This window comes from Kribbella sp. NPDC049174 (genome assembly GCF_043197365.1).
Classification (GTDB): Bacteria; Actinomycetota; Actinomycetes; order Propionibacteriales; family Kribbellaceae; genus Kribbella.
In genome coordinates this window covers 12,357-32,655 of record NZ_JBICSZ010000008.1, presented here as the reverse complement: position 1 = coordinate 32,655, position 20,299 = coordinate 12,357, and the positions used below count along the sequence as shown (strand labels likewise).

Genomic DNA, 20,299 nt, shown 5'->3' with positions numbered 1-20,299 from the left:
TTCGGCGGAAATCGATTTCTCACCGATGTGCTCTGCCCCGCCCGAGGAGACAACGCCATGCGGAAACGATTGTTGCTGGTTCTACCCCTCCTGATCGGAGCCGCGCTGGTGCCGGCCGACCAGACTCCCGACGCTCAAGCCGCAGCCGTACCGTCCCCCGCCGACCAGGTCGCGAAGCTGACCGGGCCGGGGTCGATCAACGACACCGAGGCACGGTTCGCGCTGAAGGCGACTGACCTCGGCATCCTGTGGGACAACGGGTCCGGCGAGATCCTGACCGCGTTCGGCGACAGCTACGGCAGTGGCTGGACCGGGCCCGGCGGCGGTGTCGGCGATCCGGCCACGATCGACTGGCGCTGCAACCTGCTGTTCCGCAGCAAGGACCGCAACCTGGCCGACGGCATGTCGCTGGACTCGGCTGCCGAGGACCGCCCTGGCCATGCCAAGCAGTTCCTCGACTGCAAGAAGATCGACCGCGACGAGCACACCGTGATCCCGACCGGCGGCATCGCGGTCGGCAAGCGGCAGTACGTGCAGTACATGTCGGTCAACTACTGGGGTCCGGCCGGCAGTTGGTTCACCAACTACTCCGGCTTCGCCTACTCCGACGACAACGGCGAGACCTGGACCAAGGACCCGAAGGCGCGCTGGCAGAACACCAAGGCGTGGGACAACAACTTCCAGATGGTGGCCCTGGTCCGTGACAAGGGCTACGTCTACATGATCGGTACGCCGAACGGCCGCTTCGGCAACGCCCACATCGCCCGCGTCCCGGAGCAGCAGGTCCTGTCGAAGAGCGCCTGGCGCTACTGGGACGGCCGCACCTGGTCGCCGAAAGAGAGCACCGCGGTCCCGATCGCGATCGGCCCGATCAGCGAGGTCTCGGTGCAGTGGAACGCGCACCTCGGCAAGTGGCTGATGATGTACCTTGACGAGTCGCGGGCTTCCGTCGTACTGCGGTCGTCGGAGTCGCTGACCGGCCCGTGGAGCGGCGAGAAGGTCGTTGTCAAGGGCAAGGACTTCCCCGGACTCTACGGAACGTACCTGCACCCCTGGTCGTCCGGTGAGGATCTCTACTTCACGATGTCGCAGTGGGACCCGTACAACGTGTTCCTGATGCACACCAAGCTCGCCGACGACGGTCAGGTCACCAACCTGGTCACCGACCCCGGCTTCGAGGACCAGACCGGCAGTACGCCGACCGCACCCTGGCAACTCAACGGCCGCGGCGGCATCGACCGGGCCAACCTAGGCCACAGCGGAGCCAACAACGCCTACGTCCGCGACTCGGTCGGCACTCACCAACTCCAGCAGAACATTGCCGTCCGCCCGCATCACCGCTACCGCCTGTCCGCCTGGATGCGGACCGCCGAGAACAACTCCGAGACGATGGTCGGCGTTCGCACGCTGCGCGGCACGCCGATCGCGCAGAAGACCGGTGGCGCGCACCCGACGTACGAAGAGGTGAGTGTCGAGTTCGACTCCGGACGTGAGTCGCTGATCCAGCTGTACGGCGGCTTCTTCGGCCACGGCCAGGACGTCTGGCTCCAGCTGGACGACGTCGTACTCGAGGAGATCAGGTGAGGCGGCTGGTCGTCGTACTCGCGCTCATCGCCGGATTCCTGGTCGCACCGACCACCGCGGAGGCCGCGACCGGTCAGCTGCTCCGGGACGACACGGGGCTCTACCCACGCGTGATCCAGCTGTCGAACGGCCGGATCCTGGCGAGCGTCGTCACCTTCATGGGCAACGCTGACGGCATCGGCGCGATCTACGAGAGTACGAATGCCGGCAAGAGCTTCACCCAGGTCGGAACCGTCGAGGATCCCGAGGCGGCCGACGGTCAAGGCCTGTGCTGCGCAACGCTCTTCGAGCTTCCCAAGCCGGTTGGCGCGTTGCCGGCCGGGACCCTCCTCTGGGCAGCGAGCGTCGGCGCCTCGGACCGGCCGATGTCGCTGCGGATCTGGAAGAGCAACGACGTCGGCCGCACCTGGTCGTACCTGTCCAGCTGCGCGACCGCTCCGAACGACCGTGGACTCTGGGAGCCCGAGTTCTCCATTGCCAAGGACGGCCGGCTGGTCTGTCACTACGCGGACGAGACCGATCCGGCTCACAGCCAGAAGCTGATGCAGGTCCGCAGCTCCGACGGTGTCACCTGGACCGATCCCACTCCGACGGTCGCCAGCCCGACGGTCGCGCACCGTCCGGGGATGCCGGTCGTACGGCGCTTGCCGAACGGCACCTACCTCATGTCGCACGAGATCTGCGGCCAAGGCGGTCAGTACGACTGCGCCGCGTACACCCGGCAGTCCACGGACGGCTGGAACTGGGGATCGCCCGGCGTCCTCACCAAGACGGCGGACGGCAAGTACTTCACCCACGCACCGACCATCGCGGTCGCGCCGAACGGCAACTTGCTGGCGGTGGGTCAGATCCTGCAGAACCCCGACGGCTCAGTTGCCTCTGGCAACGGGCGGACCCTGTTCGTGAAGAGCAGGAACGGCAACTGGCGCACGATCCCCGCGCCCGTAGCCGTCACCAACCCCTACAACAACTACTGCCCCAACTACAGCTCACCGTTGCTCGTCTCTCCCGACAGCAAGCGGGTCCTGGAACTGGCCTCCGACTACGACGCCGGCATCTGCAAGACGTACTACGCCACCGGCCGGGCCAGTTAGGACGACGCGGACCGGCTGCGACCGCGCCGGGAGCCGGTACGACGACGTATCGGCCGGCGTGGTCCGACCAGACGAGGCCCGGCGAGGCGATCTTCGAGTCGCCGGGCCTCGCGGCGGATCGGCTGTGCGACGTACTCGCCGAGGATGACACCGGAGGCGAGCGCGACACCGATGGCTACCGCGGTCGCCAGGCTGACGATTCCGATCAGGTTGCCCAGGCCCATCAGCTCGTACAGCCCCTTGTAAATGGTCAACCCCGGCAGCAGTGGGATGGTGCCGGAGACAACGACCACCAGCGGCGGCACGCCGGTCCGGCGGCCGAGGGAGTAGCCGCCAAGGCCGACGGCGAAGGCCGCGGCGGCGGTCGACCAGGCCGGCCCGAACGACGCACGCGTCATCAGCGTGAACACCAGCGATCCGACCGCGCCGATCACCGCGATCGGCAGCAGCGACCGCAGCGGGGCGTACGACGCATAGGCGAAGGCGAGCGCCATCAGAGCGCCCGAGCCGACCATGATCGGCAGGTTCGCCAGCTGGATCGTCTGCGCCTCGATGCCGACATGCAGCCCGAGCTTGATGCCGAGCGTGAGGCCGAGGCTGACCCCAGCGATGATCCCGCCGGTCAGCAGCATCGCCTCGAGACTCCGGGCCGCCGCCGTCACGTAGTACCCGGTGAGCGCGTCCTGGACCGCACCGGTCAGCGCGATCCCGGCGAGCAACATGATGATGCCTGCGGCAACGACCAGAGACGGTTTCACCGGCGCATGGACGGCGTACAGGATCAGCGCGACCGCGGTGGCGACGAAGGCGCCGGCCACCTGCTGGTAGAACGCGGGCAGTCGCTGCCGGTTGAACCACCGGTTGTTCAGATCGATCACGATCGCGGTGACGACCGCCACCAACGTGATCAGCCAGCCACCACCGAGCAGCAGCGTCGCGCCGCCGGCCATCACGCCCCAGGCCAGTACGGCGCTCCAGCGTGGGTACGGCGGCCCTGCCGAGGTCAACCGCGCCAGCTCCCGGCTCGACTCGTCGCGGGTGACGTCACCCCGGGTGAGTCGGCGGACCAGCCGATCGACCTCGGTCAGCCGGGAGAAGTCCTGCGATCGGTAACGGACCAGGCGGATGTGCGTCTCCGGCGCGACGTCCGGTGCCGCCTGGTACGAGATGGCCATCGAGGTGAAGGTGATGTCGACCTCGCAGCCGCGCAGCCCGCCGGCCGCGGTCACGCCCAGGATGGTCGCGGTGGCGTCGGCCGTACCGGCGCCGCTGGACAGCAGCACCTCGCCGACCCGCAGCGCCAGGTCGAGTGTCCGGTAGACGTCGCGCTGTTCGTCGCGATCCATCAGGTTTCGAGCAGCCGGTCGGCCATGGCCAGGTCGGTGATCAGGATGTTGACCCAGCCGCCGAGCAGTGCGGCCCGGATCGCGGAGAACTTCCGCTCCCCGCCGGCCACCCCGATCCGGCGCGGCACCGCCAGCAGTTCCTTGGCGGTCACCCCGATGACTCGCTGGTCGAACGTCGAGCGCACGTGATTTCCCTCTTCGTCGAAGAACCGGAAACAGACGTCACCCACCGCACCGAGCCGGCGCAGCTCTTCCTGGTCCGCCTCGGCGACCGCGTTCCCACTGCGCTGCAGCAGCGGCGAGGGCTCGAGACTGCCGATCCCGACCAGGGCGTCGGTGAGCTGTCCCCAAGTGCCCAGAACGTCCCGAACGGACACGTCGTTCATCATCGCCCGCCGGACCGCGGGCGTCCCGACGAGCCCCGGCGCGGGCAGGTAGACCGGCATCCCGCCGGTCAGCTCGGCGAACCGGGCGGTCAGCCGGGTCGCCTGCATCTGCACCGCCGCGTCGCCCAGTCCGCCGACGATCTGGACGACCTTGTCCACCACCGGCACGCTCTTGCGCGGCATCCGGTCGACCGCGCTGATCAGGGTCTCGCTCCAGGACGAGATCCCGATCACGTGCCCGCCGGTCAGCGTCATGTCGATGTACGCCGCCGCACCCGAGCCGAGCGCCGGGAGTACGTCGTCGCCCACCACCCCGAGCGTGTCGACGACCACCGCGTCCCGCAGTCCGTAGCGGCCCTGCAACTCGTCCTCGAGATCGCTGTGCACCCCGCTCGGCATGGTCACCACGGTGTGCACGATGCCGACCTCGACGGCCTGTTTGAGCATCCGCGACACGCGGGCCTGAGAGAGGTTCAGCTCGGTGGCGATACGGGGCTGCCGGATGCCCTTCTCGTGGTACATCCGGGCCACCTTCGCGAGCAGCCGCAGCTCGTCCAGCCCCGGCTGGCGCACCGCGCGGTTGCCGTTGGCCACCTCAACCCCCTAACAGACGATCAGCATTGGACTATAGGTCAGCCGCGCAGATGTAGACGCGCGGTGCGCCGCCTGGGTCTGGCAGCGGATCCCGCGGCGCGGCGCGTTTCCCGGTCGCGACCACCGAGCCGTCGCGCGGATCCACGATCCGGTAACCGAGCGGAATCGCGTCGTCGAAGATCATCACCGGCCCGCCGTTGTCCCGGTACACCACGAACAGCTCGCCGGGCACGCTCAGCGCCCGCCCGGTGATCGCCCCGGTCCAGTCCGGTGCCATGTCGGTCGTCGCCAGCCCCGCGAGGATCTTCGGCAGCAGCCCGACGTACGACGACCCCTCGAAGCCGACCGCCTCGCGCCAGCCGGCTCCCGGCGCGGTGAAGAACTCCGACTGGCCGGTCTCACCCGGGTGCAACAGCCACTGCCACAGACTGCCCGCGCCGTAGACGACGCCCATCGTCCCGCCCGCACACAGGTTGCTCCAGGCCTCGTGCCCCTGCCACCAGCCGGCCGCCCTGCCGAGGTCCCGGGTGTTCTCGTACGTCGGCTCGCCGTTCGCGACGGCCTTGACCGGCAGGTTCCGCCACATGTCCGCGACTCGCTCGGGCACGTGCTCGCCCTGGTGGCCGGTCTGGCACCACTGGAAGTCGAGCCACTCCGCGTCCTGGTGGGCGTTCGCCTGGATGTGGGGCCGGTAGTGGATCCCGGTCGGCTGGCCGTAGCAGTCGGTCGCGTGCACCTCCTCTCCACCGGCTGCGATCTGCGGTTCGCGGCCCGATCCGTCGCCGCCGACCAGGTAGATCGCGGGCTGAGCGCCGTACCGGGCGACGAGGTAGCGGCAGTACCGCGCGTACTCAGCCGGCGGTACGACGGTGCCGGCGACTTCGAGGCCCTTCCAGCCGAAGCCCTGGAACACGGGCTGGAGGACCGGGACGAGGCCGTGGTCGACCAGGATCCGGAGCAGTTCGTCGAGGTACTGGAAGTACTCGACGTTCAGCTCGTTCAGGTGGCCCTCGGGGAGGTCCTCGAAACCGACGGCGAAGCTCTCGTCCTGAGTGCGGTCCCGCGGGCCGACGGCTCGCATGTCGGGCTGGACAGTCATCAGCAGTACGGCGTTGAAGCCCTTGGCCTGCCGGTCGGCGGCGTACTCCCGGACCTGCTCGGGTGTCGCTCGCCAGGGCAGCGCCCACGCGGTGTCCGCGGCCAGGATCGCGGGCGTACCGTCCGCGTGCACCAGGCTGCGGCCGCCGGGCGACATCCGCCAGAAACCGTGGGCGTAGAACGGGTGCTCGCTGTCGGCGGCGGTGACGTCGAACTCACCACTCTCGTCGCCACTCGACCACTTCCAGCGGCCGGGCTCGGGCGCAGCGAAGCGGACGCGCCACGTCCGTCCACCGTCCCAGAAGGCCGGGCGCCGCAGCCGCAGGCCGGATTCGTGCTCGAACTCCGCCCAGACCTCGACGTCGGTGTAGGGGTCGGCGACCTCCGGAACACCGGTCAGCTCGAGCTCGTGCTCACGCCAGACTGAGATGGACATGACACTCCAAGGGTGGTTGTGACGGATAGACTGAGCGGCGAACAGCAAGACCACACGTGCTCTGGGGTCGGTGAAATTCCGAGCCGGCGGTGACAGTCCGCGACCCGTACCTCCGCGAGGAGGTGCGGTTGACCTGGTGGAACTCCGGGACCGACGGTGAAAGTCCGGATGGGAAGACGCACGTGGCAGTCTTCGCGGTGCGCTGCCGACGGTTCCGTCGGAGGTGCCCGCGGAGCTTGTCGTTGCCCCGGAGTGCCAGGCCGAGAGGACAACGACCGTGAGCTCCGCGACTACAACCCACCTGGACACCATCCAGCGCGCGATCGAAGAGATCGCCCTGGGCCGGCCCGTCGTGGTCGTCGACGACGAGGACCGCGAGAACGAAGGCGACCTGACCTTCGCCGCGAGCCTCGCCACTCCCGAACTGATGGCCCTGCTGGTCCGCCACACCAGCGGCTACGTCTGCGCCCCGGCCGCGCCGGAGCTCCTCGACCGGCTCGAGCTCCCGCTGATGGTGCCGAACAACCAGGACAGCCTGCGGACCGCGTACACGATCTCGGTCGACGCGAGCACCGGGATCGGGACCGGGATCTCGGCGGCCGACCGGGCCCGGACCGTCCGCGTGCTGGCCGACCCGTCGGCACAGCCCGCGGACCTGATCCGGCCCGGTCACATCCTCCCGTTGCGCGCGGTGGAGGGCGGCGTCCGGCAGCGGCCCGGTCACACCGAGGCCACCGTCGAACTCGTCCGGCTGGCCGGACTGCCGCCGGTCGGTGTGATCGGCGAACTGATGAACGACGACGGCACCCTGATGACCGGGCCCGACCTGCGCGCGTTCGCCGACACTCACGATCTCGCGATGATCTCGATCGCCGACCTGGTCAGTTACTTGTCTTGAGCAACTGCCGGGCGGAGTCCGCGATGCCCTCCGGCGAGAGCCCGTAGCGGTCCAGCAGATATCCGGCCGACCCCGTGGGTGCGAACTCGGGGATCCCGAGGATCGACACCCGCGCCGGATGATGCTGTACGACGGTCTCCGCGACCGCACCGCCGAGGCCGCCGCCGGTCACCGCCTCCTCCGCGGTGACGATGCCGGCCGTCTCCCGCGCGGCCGCGACCACGGCGTCGACGTCCAGCGGTTTCACCGTCGGCATCGACAGCACCCGGGCCGAGATCCCTTCGGTGGCGAGCTGCTCGGCCGCGACCATCGCCCGCCACAGCACGGTGCCGTTACTGATCAGCGTGACATCGTCACCGGCCCGGACCGTGATCGCCTTGCCCAGCTGGAACTCGTAGTCCTCCGCGTACACCTTCGGCACACTCATCCGGCTGACCCGGATGAACACCGGCCCGTCCGAGGCCGCCGCCCAGCGCAGCGCGGCCGCCGTCTCGATCGGGTCGGCCGGCACGATCACGGTCAGGTTCGCGATCGCCCGCAGCCAGGCGATGTCCTCGATCGAGTGGTGGGTCGGGCCCAGTTCGCCGTACGCGACGCCGGGGCTCATCCCGCACAGCTTCACGTTGGTGTTCGAGTAGGCGACGTCCGCCTTGATCTGTTCCAGCGCGCGGCCGGTCAGAAAGCAGGACGCGGCCGAGACGAACGGGATCCGGCCGCCGTTGGCCAGCCCCGACGCCACGCCGACCATGTCCTGCTCGGCGATCCCGACGTTGATCAACCGGTCCGGGAACGCCTTGCGGAAACTGTTCAGCTTGCTCGAACCGACCGAGTCGTTCACCACCCCGACGATCCGGTGGTCGGCGTGTGCGAGCTCGGCGAGCGTCTCGACATACGCGTCCCGGCAGTCGTACCGCGGCTGGTCGGCGACGGACGTGTGCACGGTGGTCATGGGGCCTCCCGGCCTGGACTGAGGAGCGCAGGGAGCGCAGCGACTGGAGCGACGAGGGAAGGCCGGGAGCCAAGGCCCCATGACCCTGCCGGCGCCGAAGGCCCGGCCAAAAGCACCGTCATACCGGCTCCCTGTCGAATCGAGGTCTGCCCCCGACTTCCAGCTCGGTCAGGGCCTGCTGGAACTCCTCTTCGTCGGGCACCCGGTGGTGCCAGGCGACGTTGTTGCTCATGAACGAGATCGGGTGGCCCTTGTGCGTGTGCGCGATCACGAAGGTCGGCTTGCCCGGCCGGAACGGTACGGCGGACAGCACGTCGAGCAACTCGCCGTGGTCGTGCCCGTTCACCTCCACCACCGCGAACCCGAACGCGGTCGCCTTCTCCGGCAGCGGATCCAGGTCGTTGGTCTCCTTCGTGGTGGCACCCTGCTGCAGCCGGTTCCGGTCGACGATCACGGTCAGCCGGTCCAGCTGGTACTGCGAGGCCGCCATCATCGCCTCCCAGTTGCTGCCCTCCTGCAGCTCGCCGTCCCCGACCAGCACATAGGTACGGCGCAACGAGACGTCGAGCTTGGCCGACAACGCATGTCCGACCGCAACCGGTAGTCCGTGACCGAGCGGACCGGTGTTGGCCTCGACCCCGGCCACCTTGTTCCGGTTGGGGTGCCCGTTCAACGCGGACAGGGGTTTGAGGAAGGTCGCGAGCTCCTCGACCGGCAGGAACCCGAAGGCGGCGAGGGTGGTGTAGAGCGCACCGGCGACATGGCCCTTGCTCAGGATGAACCGGTCCCGCTCCGGGTCGGTCACCGTGTCCGGGGTGATGTCGAGGACCGCGCCGTACAAGGTGGCCAGGATGTCGATCGCGGAGAAGTCACCGCCGATGTGGCCGGCGCCTGCGTGGTGGACCAGCTTGAGGTCCTGGATCCGGATCTGCTTGGCCGCCTCGGCGATGTGCGCGACCTGCTCGGCCCGGCTGCTGTGCAGCGGCAGCCGACCGAGCACCGGCATCGTCGTGTGTTCGACGGTCAGGGTCATGGGGCCTCCCGGCCTGGACTGAGGAGCGGAGGGAGCGAAGCGACTGGAGTGACGAGGGAAGGCCGGGAGTCAAAGCCCCGTGACCCCCGAGCCGGAGGCGAGGCGTTCAACACAGTCATGCGATCTCCGCCATGGAACTCAGCAGTACCTTCTGGACCAGCTTCTGCGCGGCCAGCGCGTCATGGGACGCCTGGGCCGCGGCGAGAGCCTCCTCGTCCAGGACGTCGAGGGCGTGGTGCACCGCCTTGAGGAAGCGGATCGCCTGCTTCGCGGCCTCGACGCTGTCCTCGCGGAACGGGAACTGGTCCAGCTGCCAGACGCCCTCCCAGTTGTTCCGCCGCAGCGTGTGGAAGAACTCGAACGTCTCGACCAGGTGGACCGAGCCGACCACCATGTCGTCGTCCCAGCCGCGCAGGTTGTCGTTCACGTCGATCGCGAACAGCCGGCCGTAGTCGATCGCCAGCTGCGCCGCGTCGGCCGGCGTCTCCTGACCGTACAGCGAGTGGCCGAAGTCGAGCAGGATGCCGAGGTTGGGCAGGCCGATCTTCTCGATCCCGAGCAGGGTCCGGGCGACGTTCGGGAAGATGATCTTGACCCGCGGCTCGCGCGGCTTGTACTCGATCACGAAGTCGATGTCCGGGTGGGCCGAGACGAGTTCGCGAAGGCCGTCCAGCGCCAGGTTCCAGATGTCGTGGTAGTTCACCTGGAACGGGTAGTCCCAGCCGTCCTGGCCGGGCCACAGCTTCACGTACGAGCAGCCCAGGTCCTTGGCCAGCTCGGTGGCGTTGTGCATCAGGTCCAGCGCCTGCTTGCGGACGCCCGGATCGGGGTTGGTGAAGGAGCCCTTGACGAAGTCGCGGGTATAGATCTCCGGGGTGATCGCGATCGCCTTCAGGTTGTTCCGCGCCAGCGCCGCCTTCACCTCGTCGAGCGTCCCGTCGTACCCGGCGAACGGCCAGTTCAGGTCGACCACGGACAGGTCGCCGACGGCGCCGGCCCGGTCGATCTGCTCCAGCAGCCCGACCGGATCGCCGTACCCGTCGGTCGCGTAGCGGTCCTTGTAGGTGGCGAAGTGCCAGATGCCGGCACCGAAGGTCGGTAGATCAGTCATTGTCGTCATCTCTTCTGTCGGGGCGGTTTCACTAGTCGGTCAGCCCTTGGTCGCGCCGGCCGTGAGGCCGCCGACGATCCAGCGCTGCAGGAGGGTGTACGCGATCAGGATCGGCACCACGGCGATCAGGATGCCCGCCGCGAGACCGGTGTTGTTGTTGGCGAACTGGCCCTGGAAGTTGAGCAGTCCGACCGGGATCGTCTTGGTGGCGTCGGAGTTCAGCAGGATCAGCGCGAACAGGAACTCGTTCCAGGTCGCCACCGCGTCCAGGATCGCCACCGTCACCAGGGCCGGCAGCGACAGCGGCAGGATCATGGTGAAGAAGATCCGCCAGTCGCCGGCGCCGTCGACCTTGGCGGCCTCCAGGATCTCGTCCGGGATCTGCCGGAAGAACGACTGCAGCACCAGCACCTCGAACGGGATGCCGAAGGCCAGGTACGGCCCGAGCAACCCGAACAGGCTGTCGGTCGCACCGGCCGAGCGCATCATGATGAAGACCGGGACGATGGTGATGTAGATCGGGATGGTCAGCCCGAGAAACACCGCGAACATCACCGTCCGGCGGAACCTCATCCGCAGCTTGGCCAGCGCGTACCCGAGCATCGCCGAGATCAGCACGCCGAGCGGCACCTTCATCAGGGCCAGCAGCGCGCTGTTGCGGTAGGTGGTGGCGAAGTTGCCGATCCCCCACGCGTCCTTGAAGTTCGACCAGGTGAACTGGTCCGGCCAGGACAGCGGCCCGCTGCCGATGAAGTCCGACAGCGGCCGGACCGCGGTGATCACCAGCAACGCCAGCGGCGAGATCCAGAACAGCGCCACCACCACGAGCACCAACGTGATGACCAGGCCCTTCCGGCCCTTCGGCGGCTCGCTCGCCGGCACAGTCTCAGTCGGTACGACGGGCGCGTCGACCCGGACCGGTGCGATCGAGGTCATGGGGCCTCCCGGCCTGGACTGAGGAGCGGAGGGAGCGAAGCGACTGGAGTGACGAGGGAAGGCCGGGAGCCAAGGCCTGGACTGAGGAGCGGAGGGAGCGAAGCGACTGGAGTGACGAGGGAAGGCCGGGAGCCAAGGCCCCATGACCACGCCGGCGCCGGAGGCCCGGCCAAAAGCACTGTCATGACGCCTCCTTGGTCTGGGAGCGCACGTACGGGATGCCGACTGCGATCGCCACGAGGGTGATCACCACGGCGATCGCGGTGCCGTATCCCGCCTGGTAGTACTGGAAGACGTTGGCGTACATCCACGTCCCCATCACCTGTGTCGCCGTACCAGGACCGCCGTACGTCATCGCGTAGATCATGTCGAAGACCTTGAACGAGTCGATCAGCGACAGCGCCAGCACGATGTAGTGGGCCGGCCGCAGACTCGGCATCGTCACGTGCCAGAACTGTTGCCAGCGGCTCGCACCGTCGACCGTCGCGGCCTCGTACAGCTCGTTCGGGATCCCTTGCAGCGCGGCCAGGTAGAGCAACATCGGGAAGCCGGTCCGCAACCAGATGGCCGGCACCATCACCGCCCACAACGCGGTCGAGTCCTGCCCGAGCCACGGCTGGGCCAGCCCGTCCAGACCGATCAACCGGAGGAACGAGTTGATCGCGCCGTACTGCGGGTTGTAGAGCCAGCCCCAGATCGAGGCGATCGAGACCAGCGGCAGCACGGCCGGGGTGTAGAAGATCAGCCGCAGGACCGGCTTGCCGTGCACCTTGCCGTTCAGCGCGATCGCGAGGCCGAGCCCGATCACGGTCGGGACCACGATCGTCACCACGGTCCAGATCAGGTTGTTCCGGACCGCGGTGGCGACCACCGGATCGCTCGGCATCTTGGCGTAGTTGTCCAGCCCGACGAAGTTGTACGTCGCACTCAGGCCGTCCCAGTCGGTCAGGCTGAACCACAGTGAGGAGATCGCCGGGTACACCAGGAACGCGACGTACACCACCAGTGCGGGCAGGGCGAACAACCAGGGTGACCACTTGCCACCGCGTTTGACCTTCGCCGGGGCGGGCTTCGAGAGTGCGACCGTCGCCATGACCTCGACTCAGCCCTTCGCCCAGGCGGAGACGATCTCCTGCATCTTCTTCGCGGCCGCTTCCGGGGTGACCGAACCCTGCAGCAGGTCGCTCTGCACGCTGAAGTACTGGTCGGCCTGCTTCTTCGGGAACGCCTGGTCCTGGATCGTGTAGAACGGGTTCGAGCCGTACTTCTGTGACCATTCGGCCGACAACGGCAGGGCCTTCGGGTCGGGCTCGGCACCCTTCACGGTCGAGGCGCTGACCTGCATCGCCTTCTGCGTCGCGGGCTGGACGATGAAGTCGATCAGCGCCGCGGCTTTGTCGGCGTTCCCCGTCTTGGCGTTGATCATGTAGCCCTCGACGAAGCCGGAGTGGCGGGCCGGGCTCTGGTCGGTGGGCAGCTCGAAGTTGCCGAAGCCGGCCGGGTTCTTCTTCGCGGACAGGATCGCGGCCGCTTCGGTCCACGGTCCGGTGATCGTGTACGCCGTCTTGCCCTGGACGTACGCGGGCTCGATATCGGCCGGGTCCAGACCGAGCGCACCCTCCGGCAGCCACTTCTTGTCCTGCCACTTCTTGAACAGCGCGAACGCCTCGACCACCTCGGGCCGGTCCCAGCTCTCGCCGCCGGTGAGCAGCTTGTCGTGCAGCTCCGGCCCGGCGGTGTGCTCGAGCAGGTACTCGAACAGCCGCATGATGTCCCAGCCGTACTTCCCACCGAGGCCACACGGCGTCACGCCGACCGCGACGAGCTTGTCGTTCATCGCCTCCAGCTCGGCGTACGTCGTCGGCGGACCGCTCACGCCCGCCTTGGCGAGCAGCGACTTGTTGTACCAGGCACCTATTCCGAGGGAGACGAACGGGACCCCGGCCTTCACGCCGTCGAACGTCATCCCGCTGATCGCCGCGGTGTTGATCTTCGAGTCCCAGCCGAACTTCGAGTAGTACGGCGCCAGGTCGAGAGACTGCTTGGCCTTCGCGAACGGCGCGCCGATCTGGCCGCCCCAGATCCGCCAGACATCCGGGCCCTTTCCACCGAGCAACTCGGTCCGCAGCTTGTCGGGGTACACCGCCGCACCGGACCCGGGCAGGCTGTCCACTGTCGTGGTGGTGCCGTTCTGCTCGTCGAACTTCTTGACCTGCGCCTTGAGCAGGCCGATCGTCTCGTCGGCTTCGTAGGTGAACAGCCGCAGGTTGTTCGAGGCCGCCGCGGTGGCGCCACCGCTGGTCGACGCACCACCACCGGTGCAGGCGGACAGACCGACGCCGACAGCGGCGGCGGACGTGAGACCGAGGAACCCTCGGCGGGTGAACGAACTACCGGTCATGACTGACTCCTTTGCCGGGCGAAACGGCGGATCTTGGCGAACATGTCCTCCAGCAGGAACCGGACGTCGACGTGTTCGCAGACGCTGATGGGGTTGTCGGTACCGGGCAGGTACCAGCCGTCGACGCCGAACCGCGGCGCCGGCCGGACCCGCAGGTCCCCACTGCGCGGGAACAGCATCAAGGCGATCGCCGGTGAGTCGCCGAGAGAGCGGGACTCGATCGGCTCGCCGTGGTAGGTGGCGTTCCACTCGTGCAACTGCTCGATCAGGTACTTGCCGAGCGGGCCGGCGTCGCCGATCTTCTCGTCGAGTTCCGCGTAACTCACCGAGACCTTCGTGTACACGTCGCTCGGCACCTGCCAGATGGTGATACCGGAGCCGAACACCACGTTGGCGGCGTGGATGTCGTTGGACAGGTTGAACTCGATCCCCGGGTACGACGTGTAGCCGTCGTACCCGCGGCCGCCGATCCAGATCACGATCACCTCGCGGTGCACGATCTCCGGGTCGAGCAGGATCGCCGAGGCCATGTCGGTCAGCGGGCCGAGGAAGGACACGAACAGCGGATCGCCCGCCGACGCCAGCTGGGACTCCTCGATGATGAGCCGCGCACCGGGCGAGTCCAGCGGGGTCTGCTCGTCCGGGATCCCGGTCGGCGCACCGTTCGCGACCGGCACCTGGCCGGTCAGATCCATCAGGTCGACCAGCAGGTCGATCTCCTCGCGCGACTCCGCCATACTCCGGTCCGACCGCCGGGTGCCGAAGTGCGCGGCGATCAGCCCGCGGATGTCGAACGTGGGCGACAGCAGCCCGTGCACGATCGCGAACTGGTCGTCCGCCTCGTTCTTCGCGTCCGTGTTGATGATCACCCGGCGTCTGCTCGGCTTCGTCACCCCTGCGACCTCCCTGTTCACACTTTGAATGGATATTCACTAGTGCATAACCTGTCGCGATGAGTGTCGCCATGACGCTAGAGTCCCGTCAAGACCTCAGTTGAAAGTTGTCCCACCGGAAAGGCGCTGGACGTGGGCGAATCCGCGGTGCTGGCCATCGACCAGGGCACGACCAACTCGAAGGCCGTCCTGGTCAGCCCGGACGGCGCCGTGTTGTCGACCGGATCGGCGCCGGTCAGGCTGTCCACACCTCAGCCGGGCTGGGCCGAACAGGACGCCGAGGACATCTGGCAGAGCGTGCTTCGGGCCGTCTCACAGTGCGTTACCGCGGCTGGTCCCGTGGAGATCGCCGGGATCGCCCTGTCAACACAGCGTGAGTCGGTCGTCGGGTGGAACAGCCAGGGCGAGGCAGTGGGACCGGTCATCGGCTGGCAGGACGTACGGACGACTGCCTGGTGCGCCGCGTTGCCGGCCTCGGTCGACGCGCTGGTCCGCGAGCGCACTGGACTGCGCGTCGACGCGATGTTCTCCGCACCCAAGCTGCACTGGCTGCTCGATCACGCGACCGCGGATCGCGTCGGCACGATCGACTCCTGGTTGATCCATCGGCTGACTGGTTGCCGGGAGCATCTGACCGACGCCGGCAACGCGTCCCGCACCTTGCTGTACGACGTTCTCGACCTCGACTGGTCCACGTCGCTGCTGGACGCGTTCGGCATACCGAAGTCGGTCTTGCCGGAGGTGCGGGCGTCGAACGGCGGCTTCGGCACGACGTCCGGCGTACCAGGACTGCGGGACGGGATCCCGATCGTCGCCGTACTGGCCGACTCACATGCGGCGATGTACGGGCAGGGATGCACACGGGCCGGGATGATCAAGGCGACGTACGGGACCGGGACGTCGGTGATGACGCCGGTCGACGCGTTCGTCGCGGATGGCTGCACGCTGGCCTGGCTGACCGACGAGCCGCTCTACGCGCTCGAGGGCAACATCGTGTCGTCCGGCGCAGCGCTGGCCTGGACCGCGGAGTTGCTCGGCCTGCCGGATGTCGGCGCATTGGTGGCGATGGCGGCCACGGTGCCTGACACGGGCGGCGTCGTACTGGTGCCGGCACTCGCGGGCTTGGGCGCGCCGCACTGGGATCGGAACGCCCGGGCTGCGCTGACCGGCATGAGCAGTTCCACCACCCGCGCACACGTCGCGCGCGCCTGCGTCGACGCCGTCGCTCATCAGATCTGCGACATCGTCGACACGATTCCCGGCACGCCCGGTCGCCTGCGGGCCGACGGCGGCGCGACCGTCTCCGACCTGCTGATGCAGACCCAGGCCGACCTGCTCGGCCACCCGGTCGAGGCGGCGGACGTCGCCGAGATCTCCGCCCTCGGCACCGCCGAACTCGCCTGGACCACCCTCGGTGAGACCACCTCGTGGGCCGACAAGCGCACGGGACGCATCTTCGAGCCGGCGATCGACCCCGAATCCCGGGTTGCCCGCCGTACCCACTGGGCACTTGCCGTGGCGGCCGTGCGTACCTAGCGGGGTTGGCCGGATGCGGTCGGAGATCGCTTTCCGCAACAGGTTGACTCGTCGTGACAGCCCACCTAAGGTTGCGGTCACAAGCCTCGGAAAGCCCTTTCCAAGGCTTCACGAGGGAGGCGCTCATGTGCGAGTTCGGGCCCGGCTCCGCGGTGGCGCTGCCCGGCGGGATCGGCATCTCGCGGCTGACGGTCTATGACATCGAGGCCCCGGACGGTCTGGTCGGCGGTACGCCGCACGTCCACCTGGCCTGTTCCGAGGGGTACTACGTGATCGCCGGCTCCGGCGCGGTCCAGACCCTGACCCCCAAGGGCTTCACCGAGACACCGCTGCAGGCCGGCACCGTGGTCTGGTTCGACCCCGGCACGATCCACCGGCTCGTCAACGGCGGCGGCCTCCAGATCCTCACCCTGATGTCGAACTCCGGTCTCCCCGAGGCTGGCGACGCCGTACTGACCCTCCCGCCCGAGCACCTGACCGACCGCGAGACCTATCTGCAGGCGACCACCCTCACCGGCGAGGGTGAGGCGCGGACCCCGTCCGCGATGGCTCGCCGCGACCTCGCACTGCAGGGCTTCGCCGTACTGCGTGAGTCGTACGAAGCCGATGGTCCGTCGGCGCTGGACGACTTCTACGCGGCCGCGATCCGCATCGTCCAGCCACAGCTGGCGGACTGGCGACGCCGCTGGAAGCAGGGCGCCCGCCGCCTGGCCGACGAGACCGGCGCCGCGCTGGACGCGCTGGACGCCGGCACCGCGCCGCACCTGCAGACCGCTGAACTCCATCAACTCCCCGCCCCCACCGAGTTCGGCCGGCACGGCATGTGCGGTCGCCTCGACACCTACGAGATCAATACGTGAGAGGTAAGACTGTGAACGAGCGACGCATCGGCATTGTGATGAACGGTGTCACCGGCCGGATGGGCCTGCGCCAGCACCTCGAGCGCTCCATCGTGGCAATCCGCGCGCAGGGCGGCATCCTGGCCGCGGACGGAACGATGATCATCCCCGAGCCGATCCTGGTCGGCCGCAACGAACTGAAGCTGCGCCGGATCGCCGAGCAGTACGAGCTGACCCGGTGGACCACCGACCTGGCCGAGGCCCTGGCCGAGCCGGACGTCGAGATCTACTTCGACTCCCAGCTCACCCAGCTGCGCGAGAAGGGCGTTCGCGCCGCCGTCGAGGCCGGTAAGGCGATCTACTGCGAGAAGCCGATCGCCGAGGGGCTGGAGGCCGCGGTCGACCTGGCCCGCCTGGTCCGCGACTCCGGGCTGAAGAACGGCGTGGTCCAGGACAAGCTGTCGCTGCCGGGCCTGCGGAAGCTGAAGCGGCTGGTGGACGGCGGGTTCTTCGGCCAGATCCTCTCGGTCCGTGGTGAGTTCGGCTACTGGGTCTTCGAGGGCGACTGGCAGGAGGCGCAGCGGCCGTCCTGGAACTACAAGTCCGAAGAGGGCGGCGGGATCATCGTCGACATGTTCTGCCACTGGCGGTACGTGCTCGACCAGATCTTCGGTTCGGTCAAGTCGGTCTACTGCCAGGGTGCGACCCACATCCCGACCCGGTACGACGAGCAGGGTAAGGAGTACCCGGCCACCGCGGACGACGCGGCGTACGGCGTGTTCGAGCTGGAGGGCGGCATCGTCGCCCAGATGAACTCCTCCTGGGCGACCCGGGTGTTCCGCGACGAGCTGGTCGAGTTCCAGGTCGACGGGACCGAGGGCAGCGCGGTCGCCGGTCTGCGGAGGTGCCGGGCGCAGCACCGGTCGGCGACGCCGAAGCCGGTCTGGAACCCGGATCTGCCGGCCACCGAGAAGTTCCGCGAGCAGTGGGCCGAGGTGCCGGACAACGAGGTGTTCGACAACGGGTTCAAGGTGCAGTGGGAGATGTTCCTGCGGCACGTGGTCGACGACGCGCCGTTCACCTGGGACTTCGTCGAGGGCGCCAAGGGTGTGCAGCTCGCGGAGCTGGGGCTGCAGTCGTGGCGTGAGGGCCGCAAGCTCGAGGTGCCGCCGCTCGACATCGAGGCGCAGCTGTGACGCTTTCACTCAAGCTACCGCTGGACGGCGGCCTGTCGGAGTATCGCCTGATCGGCGAACCGGTTGCCCAGGGCACCTATGCGCCCGCGGAGAGTCGCTTGGCCTTCGCTGCGGCGCATGTGGTGGCGGACCCGCTCGGCGACAATTCGCCGGGCCAGCCCGCCGTGGTCGACTGGGAGCACACGCTCGAGTTCCGGCGGCACCTGTGGTCGCTCGGGCTGTCGGTGGCCGAGGCGATGGACACCGCGCAGCGCGGGATGGGTCTGGACTGGGCGGCGACGCAGGAGCTGATCCGGCGCTCCGCGGCCGAGGCGCCGGACGGACGAATCGCAGTCGGTGTCGGTACGGATCAGCTTGCGGCCGGCAACCACTCGCTGGAGACGGTCATCGGTGCGTACGAGGAGCAGCTCGCGGTCGCCGAGGAGGTCGGCGCGCAGCCGATCCTGATGGCCAGCCGGGCGTTGTGCGCGGCGGCGGGGTCGCCGGACGACTACCGGAAGGTGTACGACCGGCTCCTGAACCAGTCGTCGCGACCGGTGATCCTGCACTGGCTGGGCGCGATGTTCGACCCGGCGCTCGACGGCTACTGGGGCAGCGACTCGCTCGACACCGCGGCCGACGTGGTGGTCGAGCTGATCGGCGACCACACGGCGAAGGTCGACGGGATCAAGGTCTCGCTGCTGGAGGCGTCCCGCGAAGTTGCCCTGCGCAACCGGCTGCCCGAGGGCGTTCGTCTCTACACCGGCGACGACTTCAACTACCCAGAGCTGATCAAGGGCGATGACGATGCCTACAGCGACGCGCTGCTCGGCATCTTCGCCGCGATCGCGCCTGCCGCCGCAGCCGCCCTGAAGGCGTTGGACGACGGCGACTTGCAGCGGTACGACGAGGTGTTCGCGCCGACCGTGCCGCTGTCCCGGCAGATCTTCTCGGCACCGACGTACTACTACAAGACCGGAATCGCCTTCCTGGCCTGGCTGAACGGGCATCAGCCCGGGTTCTCGATGGTCGGCGGTCTGCAGACCGGCCGGTCGTTGCCGCACCTGGCCGACACGTTCCGGCTTGCCGATCAGGCCGGCGTACTGACGAATCCTGAGCTGGCCGTGGCGCGGTTCCGGCAGCTGCTGCTCGTGGGTGGAGTCGACGCGTGAATCGCTACAGCCTGAACCAGGCGACGACCAAGTACTGGCCGCTCGAGGACGTGGTCGCGGCCAGCGCCAAGGCCGAGCTGTCCTGGATCGGCCTGTGGCGTGAGCCGATCCAGGAGTACGGCGTCGACAAGGCCGCCCGGCTCGTCGCGGACGCCGGGCTGAACGTGTCGTCGTTGTGCCGGAGCGGATTCTTCACCTCGACCGATGTGGCCGAGCGGAAGGCGAAGATCGAGGACAACCGCCGCGCGATCGACGAGGCGGCCACGATCGGGACCTCCGTGCTGGTGCTCGTGAGTGGTGGACTGCCGCCGGGGTCGCGCGATATCGACGGAGCGCGGGAGATGGTCCGCGACGGGCTGGCCGAGCTGGCGCCGTACGCGTCCGAACGTGGGGTCAAGCTGGCGGTCGAGGCGTTGCATCCGATGTTCTGCTCGGACCGGTGCGTGGTGTCGTCGTTGTCGGGAGCGCTCGATCTGGCCGAGCAGTTCCCGGCGTCGCAGGTGGGCGTGATCGTGGACGCCTATCACCTGTGGTGGGACGCCGACGTGTACCGGCAGATCGAGCGGGCCGGCGAGCGGATCCTGTCCTACCAGGTGAGCGACTGGGTCGTTCCGCTGCCGGCGGACACGCTGCTCGGGCGGGGCATGATGGGCGACGGCTCGATCGAGCTGCGCCGCCTGTGCGAGGCCTGTGACGCGGCCGGGTACGACGGCCCGATCGAGGTCGAGATCTTCAACCAGAAGCTGTGGGACGCGCCAGGACAAGAGGTCTTCGACCTGGCGTTGGAGCGGTACCAGGAGCACGTCGTCTAACTCGGA

General features: G+C 68.4%; 18 protein-coding genes and 1 riboswitch. Of the genes, 8 read left to right on the top strand and 10 right to left on the bottom strand.

Annotated elements, in window-relative coordinates:
- The first annotated feature begins 57 nt into the window (after positions 1-57).
- Positions 58-1,584, top strand: coding sequence for a DUF4185 domain-containing protein (locus ACGFIF_RS32105; protein WP_393159797.1), 1,527 nt, complete (start codon positions 58-60; stop codon positions 1,582-1,584).
- Complete coding sequence (locus ACGFIF_RS32100) at positions 1,581-2,678, top strand: sialidase family protein (RefSeq protein ID WP_393159795.1); 1,098 nt, start codon at positions 1,581-1,583, stop codon at positions 2,676-2,678. The genes ACGFIF_RS32105 and ACGFIF_RS32100 overlap by 4 nt, the downstream gene beginning before the upstream one ends.
- On the opposite strand, the gene ACGFIF_RS32095 is transcribed toward ACGFIF_RS32100, so the two are convergent.
- Genes ACGFIF_RS32095 through ACGFIF_RS32085 form a run of 3 tightly spaced genes read right to left on the bottom strand, consistent with a single transcriptional unit; the run spans position 2,675 to position 6,538 of the window.
- Complete coding sequence (locus tag ACGFIF_RS32095) at positions 2,675-4,024, bottom strand: threonine/serine exporter ThrE family protein (protein WP_393159794.1); 1,350 nt, start codon at positions 4,022-4,024, stop codon at positions 2,675-2,677. The two genes, ACGFIF_RS32100 and ACGFIF_RS32095, sit on opposite strands and share 4 nt — an antisense overlap.
- Positions 4,024-5,004, bottom strand: coding sequence for a sugar-binding transcriptional regulator (locus ACGFIF_RS32090; protein WP_393159793.1), 981 nt, complete (start codon positions 5,002-5,004; stop codon positions 4,024-4,026). The genes ACGFIF_RS32095 and ACGFIF_RS32090 overlap by 1 nt, the downstream gene beginning before the upstream one ends.
- Before the next feature lie 31 nt (positions 5,005-5,035).
- Positions 5,036-6,538, bottom strand: coding sequence for a DUF4038 domain-containing protein (locus tag ACGFIF_RS32085; RefSeq protein WP_393159791.1), 1,503 nt, complete (start codon positions 6,536-6,538; stop codon positions 5,036-5,038).
- A 52-nt stretch (positions 6,539-6,590) separates the two neighbouring features.
- Positions 6,591-6,724, top strand: a riboswitch (FMN riboswitch).
- 91 nt (positions 6,725-6,815) lie between these two features.
- Between ACGFIF_RS32085 and ribB the strand changes: the two genes are divergently transcribed.
- Positions 6,816-7,436, top strand: coding sequence for a 3,4-dihydroxy-2-butanone-4-phosphate synthase (ribB, locus tag ACGFIF_RS32080; protein WP_393159789.1), 621 nt, complete (start codon positions 6,816-6,818; stop codon positions 7,434-7,436).
- Here ribB and ACGFIF_RS32075 read toward each other — a convergent pair.
- The 7 genes from ACGFIF_RS32075 to ACGFIF_RS32045 all read right to left on the bottom strand — a co-directional run bounded on the left by ACGFIF_RS32075 (position 7,420) and on the right by ACGFIF_RS32045 (position 14,759).
- Complete coding sequence (locus tag ACGFIF_RS32075; RefSeq protein ID WP_393159787.1) at positions 7,420-8,385, bottom strand: transketolase family protein; 966 nt, start codon at positions 8,383-8,385, stop codon at positions 7,420-7,422. The genes ribB and ACGFIF_RS32075 overlap by 17 nt on opposite strands.
- Before the next feature lie 118 nt (positions 8,386-8,503).
- Positions 8,504-9,418 (bottom strand): transketolase, encoded by a 915-nt coding sequence (locus tag ACGFIF_RS32070; RefSeq protein ID WP_393159786.1) that lies wholly within the window; start codon positions 9,416-9,418, stop codon positions 8,504-8,506.
- A gap of 115 nt (positions 9,419-9,533) precedes the next feature.
- A complete protein-coding gene (locus ACGFIF_RS32065; protein WP_393159784.1) occupies positions 9,534-10,529 on the bottom strand; it encodes a sugar phosphate isomerase/epimerase family protein in 996 nt (331 codons plus the stop codon).
- A 39-nt stretch (positions 10,530-10,568) separates the two neighbouring features.
- On the bottom strand, positions 10,569-11,465 hold the full coding sequence (locus ACGFIF_RS32060) for a carbohydrate ABC transporter permease (RefSeq protein ID WP_393159782.1): 897 nt from the start codon (positions 11,463-11,465) through the stop codon (positions 10,569-10,571).
- Positions 11,466-11,646: 181 nt separating this feature from the next.
- Entirely contained in the window at positions 11,647-12,558 is a 912-nt protein-coding gene (locus ACGFIF_RS32055; RefSeq protein ID WP_393159781.1) for a carbohydrate ABC transporter permease, read from the bottom strand.
- Between the two features lie 9 nt (positions 12,559-12,567).
- Complete coding sequence (locus ACGFIF_RS32050; protein ID WP_393159778.1) at positions 12,568-13,866, bottom strand: ABC transporter substrate-binding protein; 1,299 nt, start codon at positions 13,864-13,866, stop codon at positions 12,568-12,570.
- Positions 13,863-14,759 (bottom strand): nucleoside hydrolase, encoded by an 897-nt coding sequence (locus ACGFIF_RS32045; RefSeq protein WP_393159776.1) that lies wholly within the window; start codon positions 14,757-14,759, stop codon positions 13,863-13,865. The genes ACGFIF_RS32050 and ACGFIF_RS32045 overlap by 4 nt, the downstream gene beginning before the upstream one ends.
- Positions 14,760-14,891: 132 nt before the next feature.
- Between ACGFIF_RS32045 and ACGFIF_RS32040 the strand changes: the two genes are divergently transcribed.
- The 5 genes from ACGFIF_RS32040 (at position 14,892) to ACGFIF_RS32020 (ending at position 20,293) form a co-directional block, all read left to right on the top strand.
- The gene (locus ACGFIF_RS32040) at positions 14,892-16,295 is read left to right on the top strand and encodes an FGGY family carbohydrate kinase (protein WP_393159774.1); all 1,404 of its coding nucleotides are present in this window, start codon (positions 14,892-14,894) and stop codon (positions 16,293-16,295) included.
- A gap of 125 nt (positions 16,296-16,420) precedes the next feature.
- A complete protein-coding gene (locus ACGFIF_RS32035; protein ID WP_393159773.1) occupies positions 16,421-17,155 on the top strand; it encodes a cupin domain-containing protein in 735 nt (244 codons plus the stop codon).
- An 11-nt stretch (positions 17,156-17,166) separates the two neighbouring features.
- Complete coding sequence (locus ACGFIF_RS32030) at positions 17,167-18,330, top strand: Gfo/Idh/MocA family protein (RefSeq protein ID WP_393159771.1); 1,164 nt, start codon at positions 17,167-17,169, stop codon at positions 18,328-18,330.
- Positions 18,327-19,481 (top strand): dihydrodipicolinate synthase family protein, encoded by a 1,155-nt coding sequence (locus ACGFIF_RS32025; RefSeq protein WP_393159769.1) that lies wholly within the window; start codon positions 18,327-18,329, stop codon positions 19,479-19,481. The genes ACGFIF_RS32030 and ACGFIF_RS32025 overlap by 4 nt, the downstream gene beginning before the upstream one ends.
- A complete protein-coding gene (locus ACGFIF_RS32020; RefSeq protein WP_393159767.1) occupies positions 19,478-20,293 on the top strand; it encodes a sugar phosphate isomerase/epimerase family protein in 816 nt (271 codons plus the stop codon). Before ACGFIF_RS32025 ends, ACGFIF_RS32020 begins: the two co-directional genes overlap by 4 nt.
- The last annotated feature ends 6 nt before the right edge of the window (positions 20,294-20,299 follow it).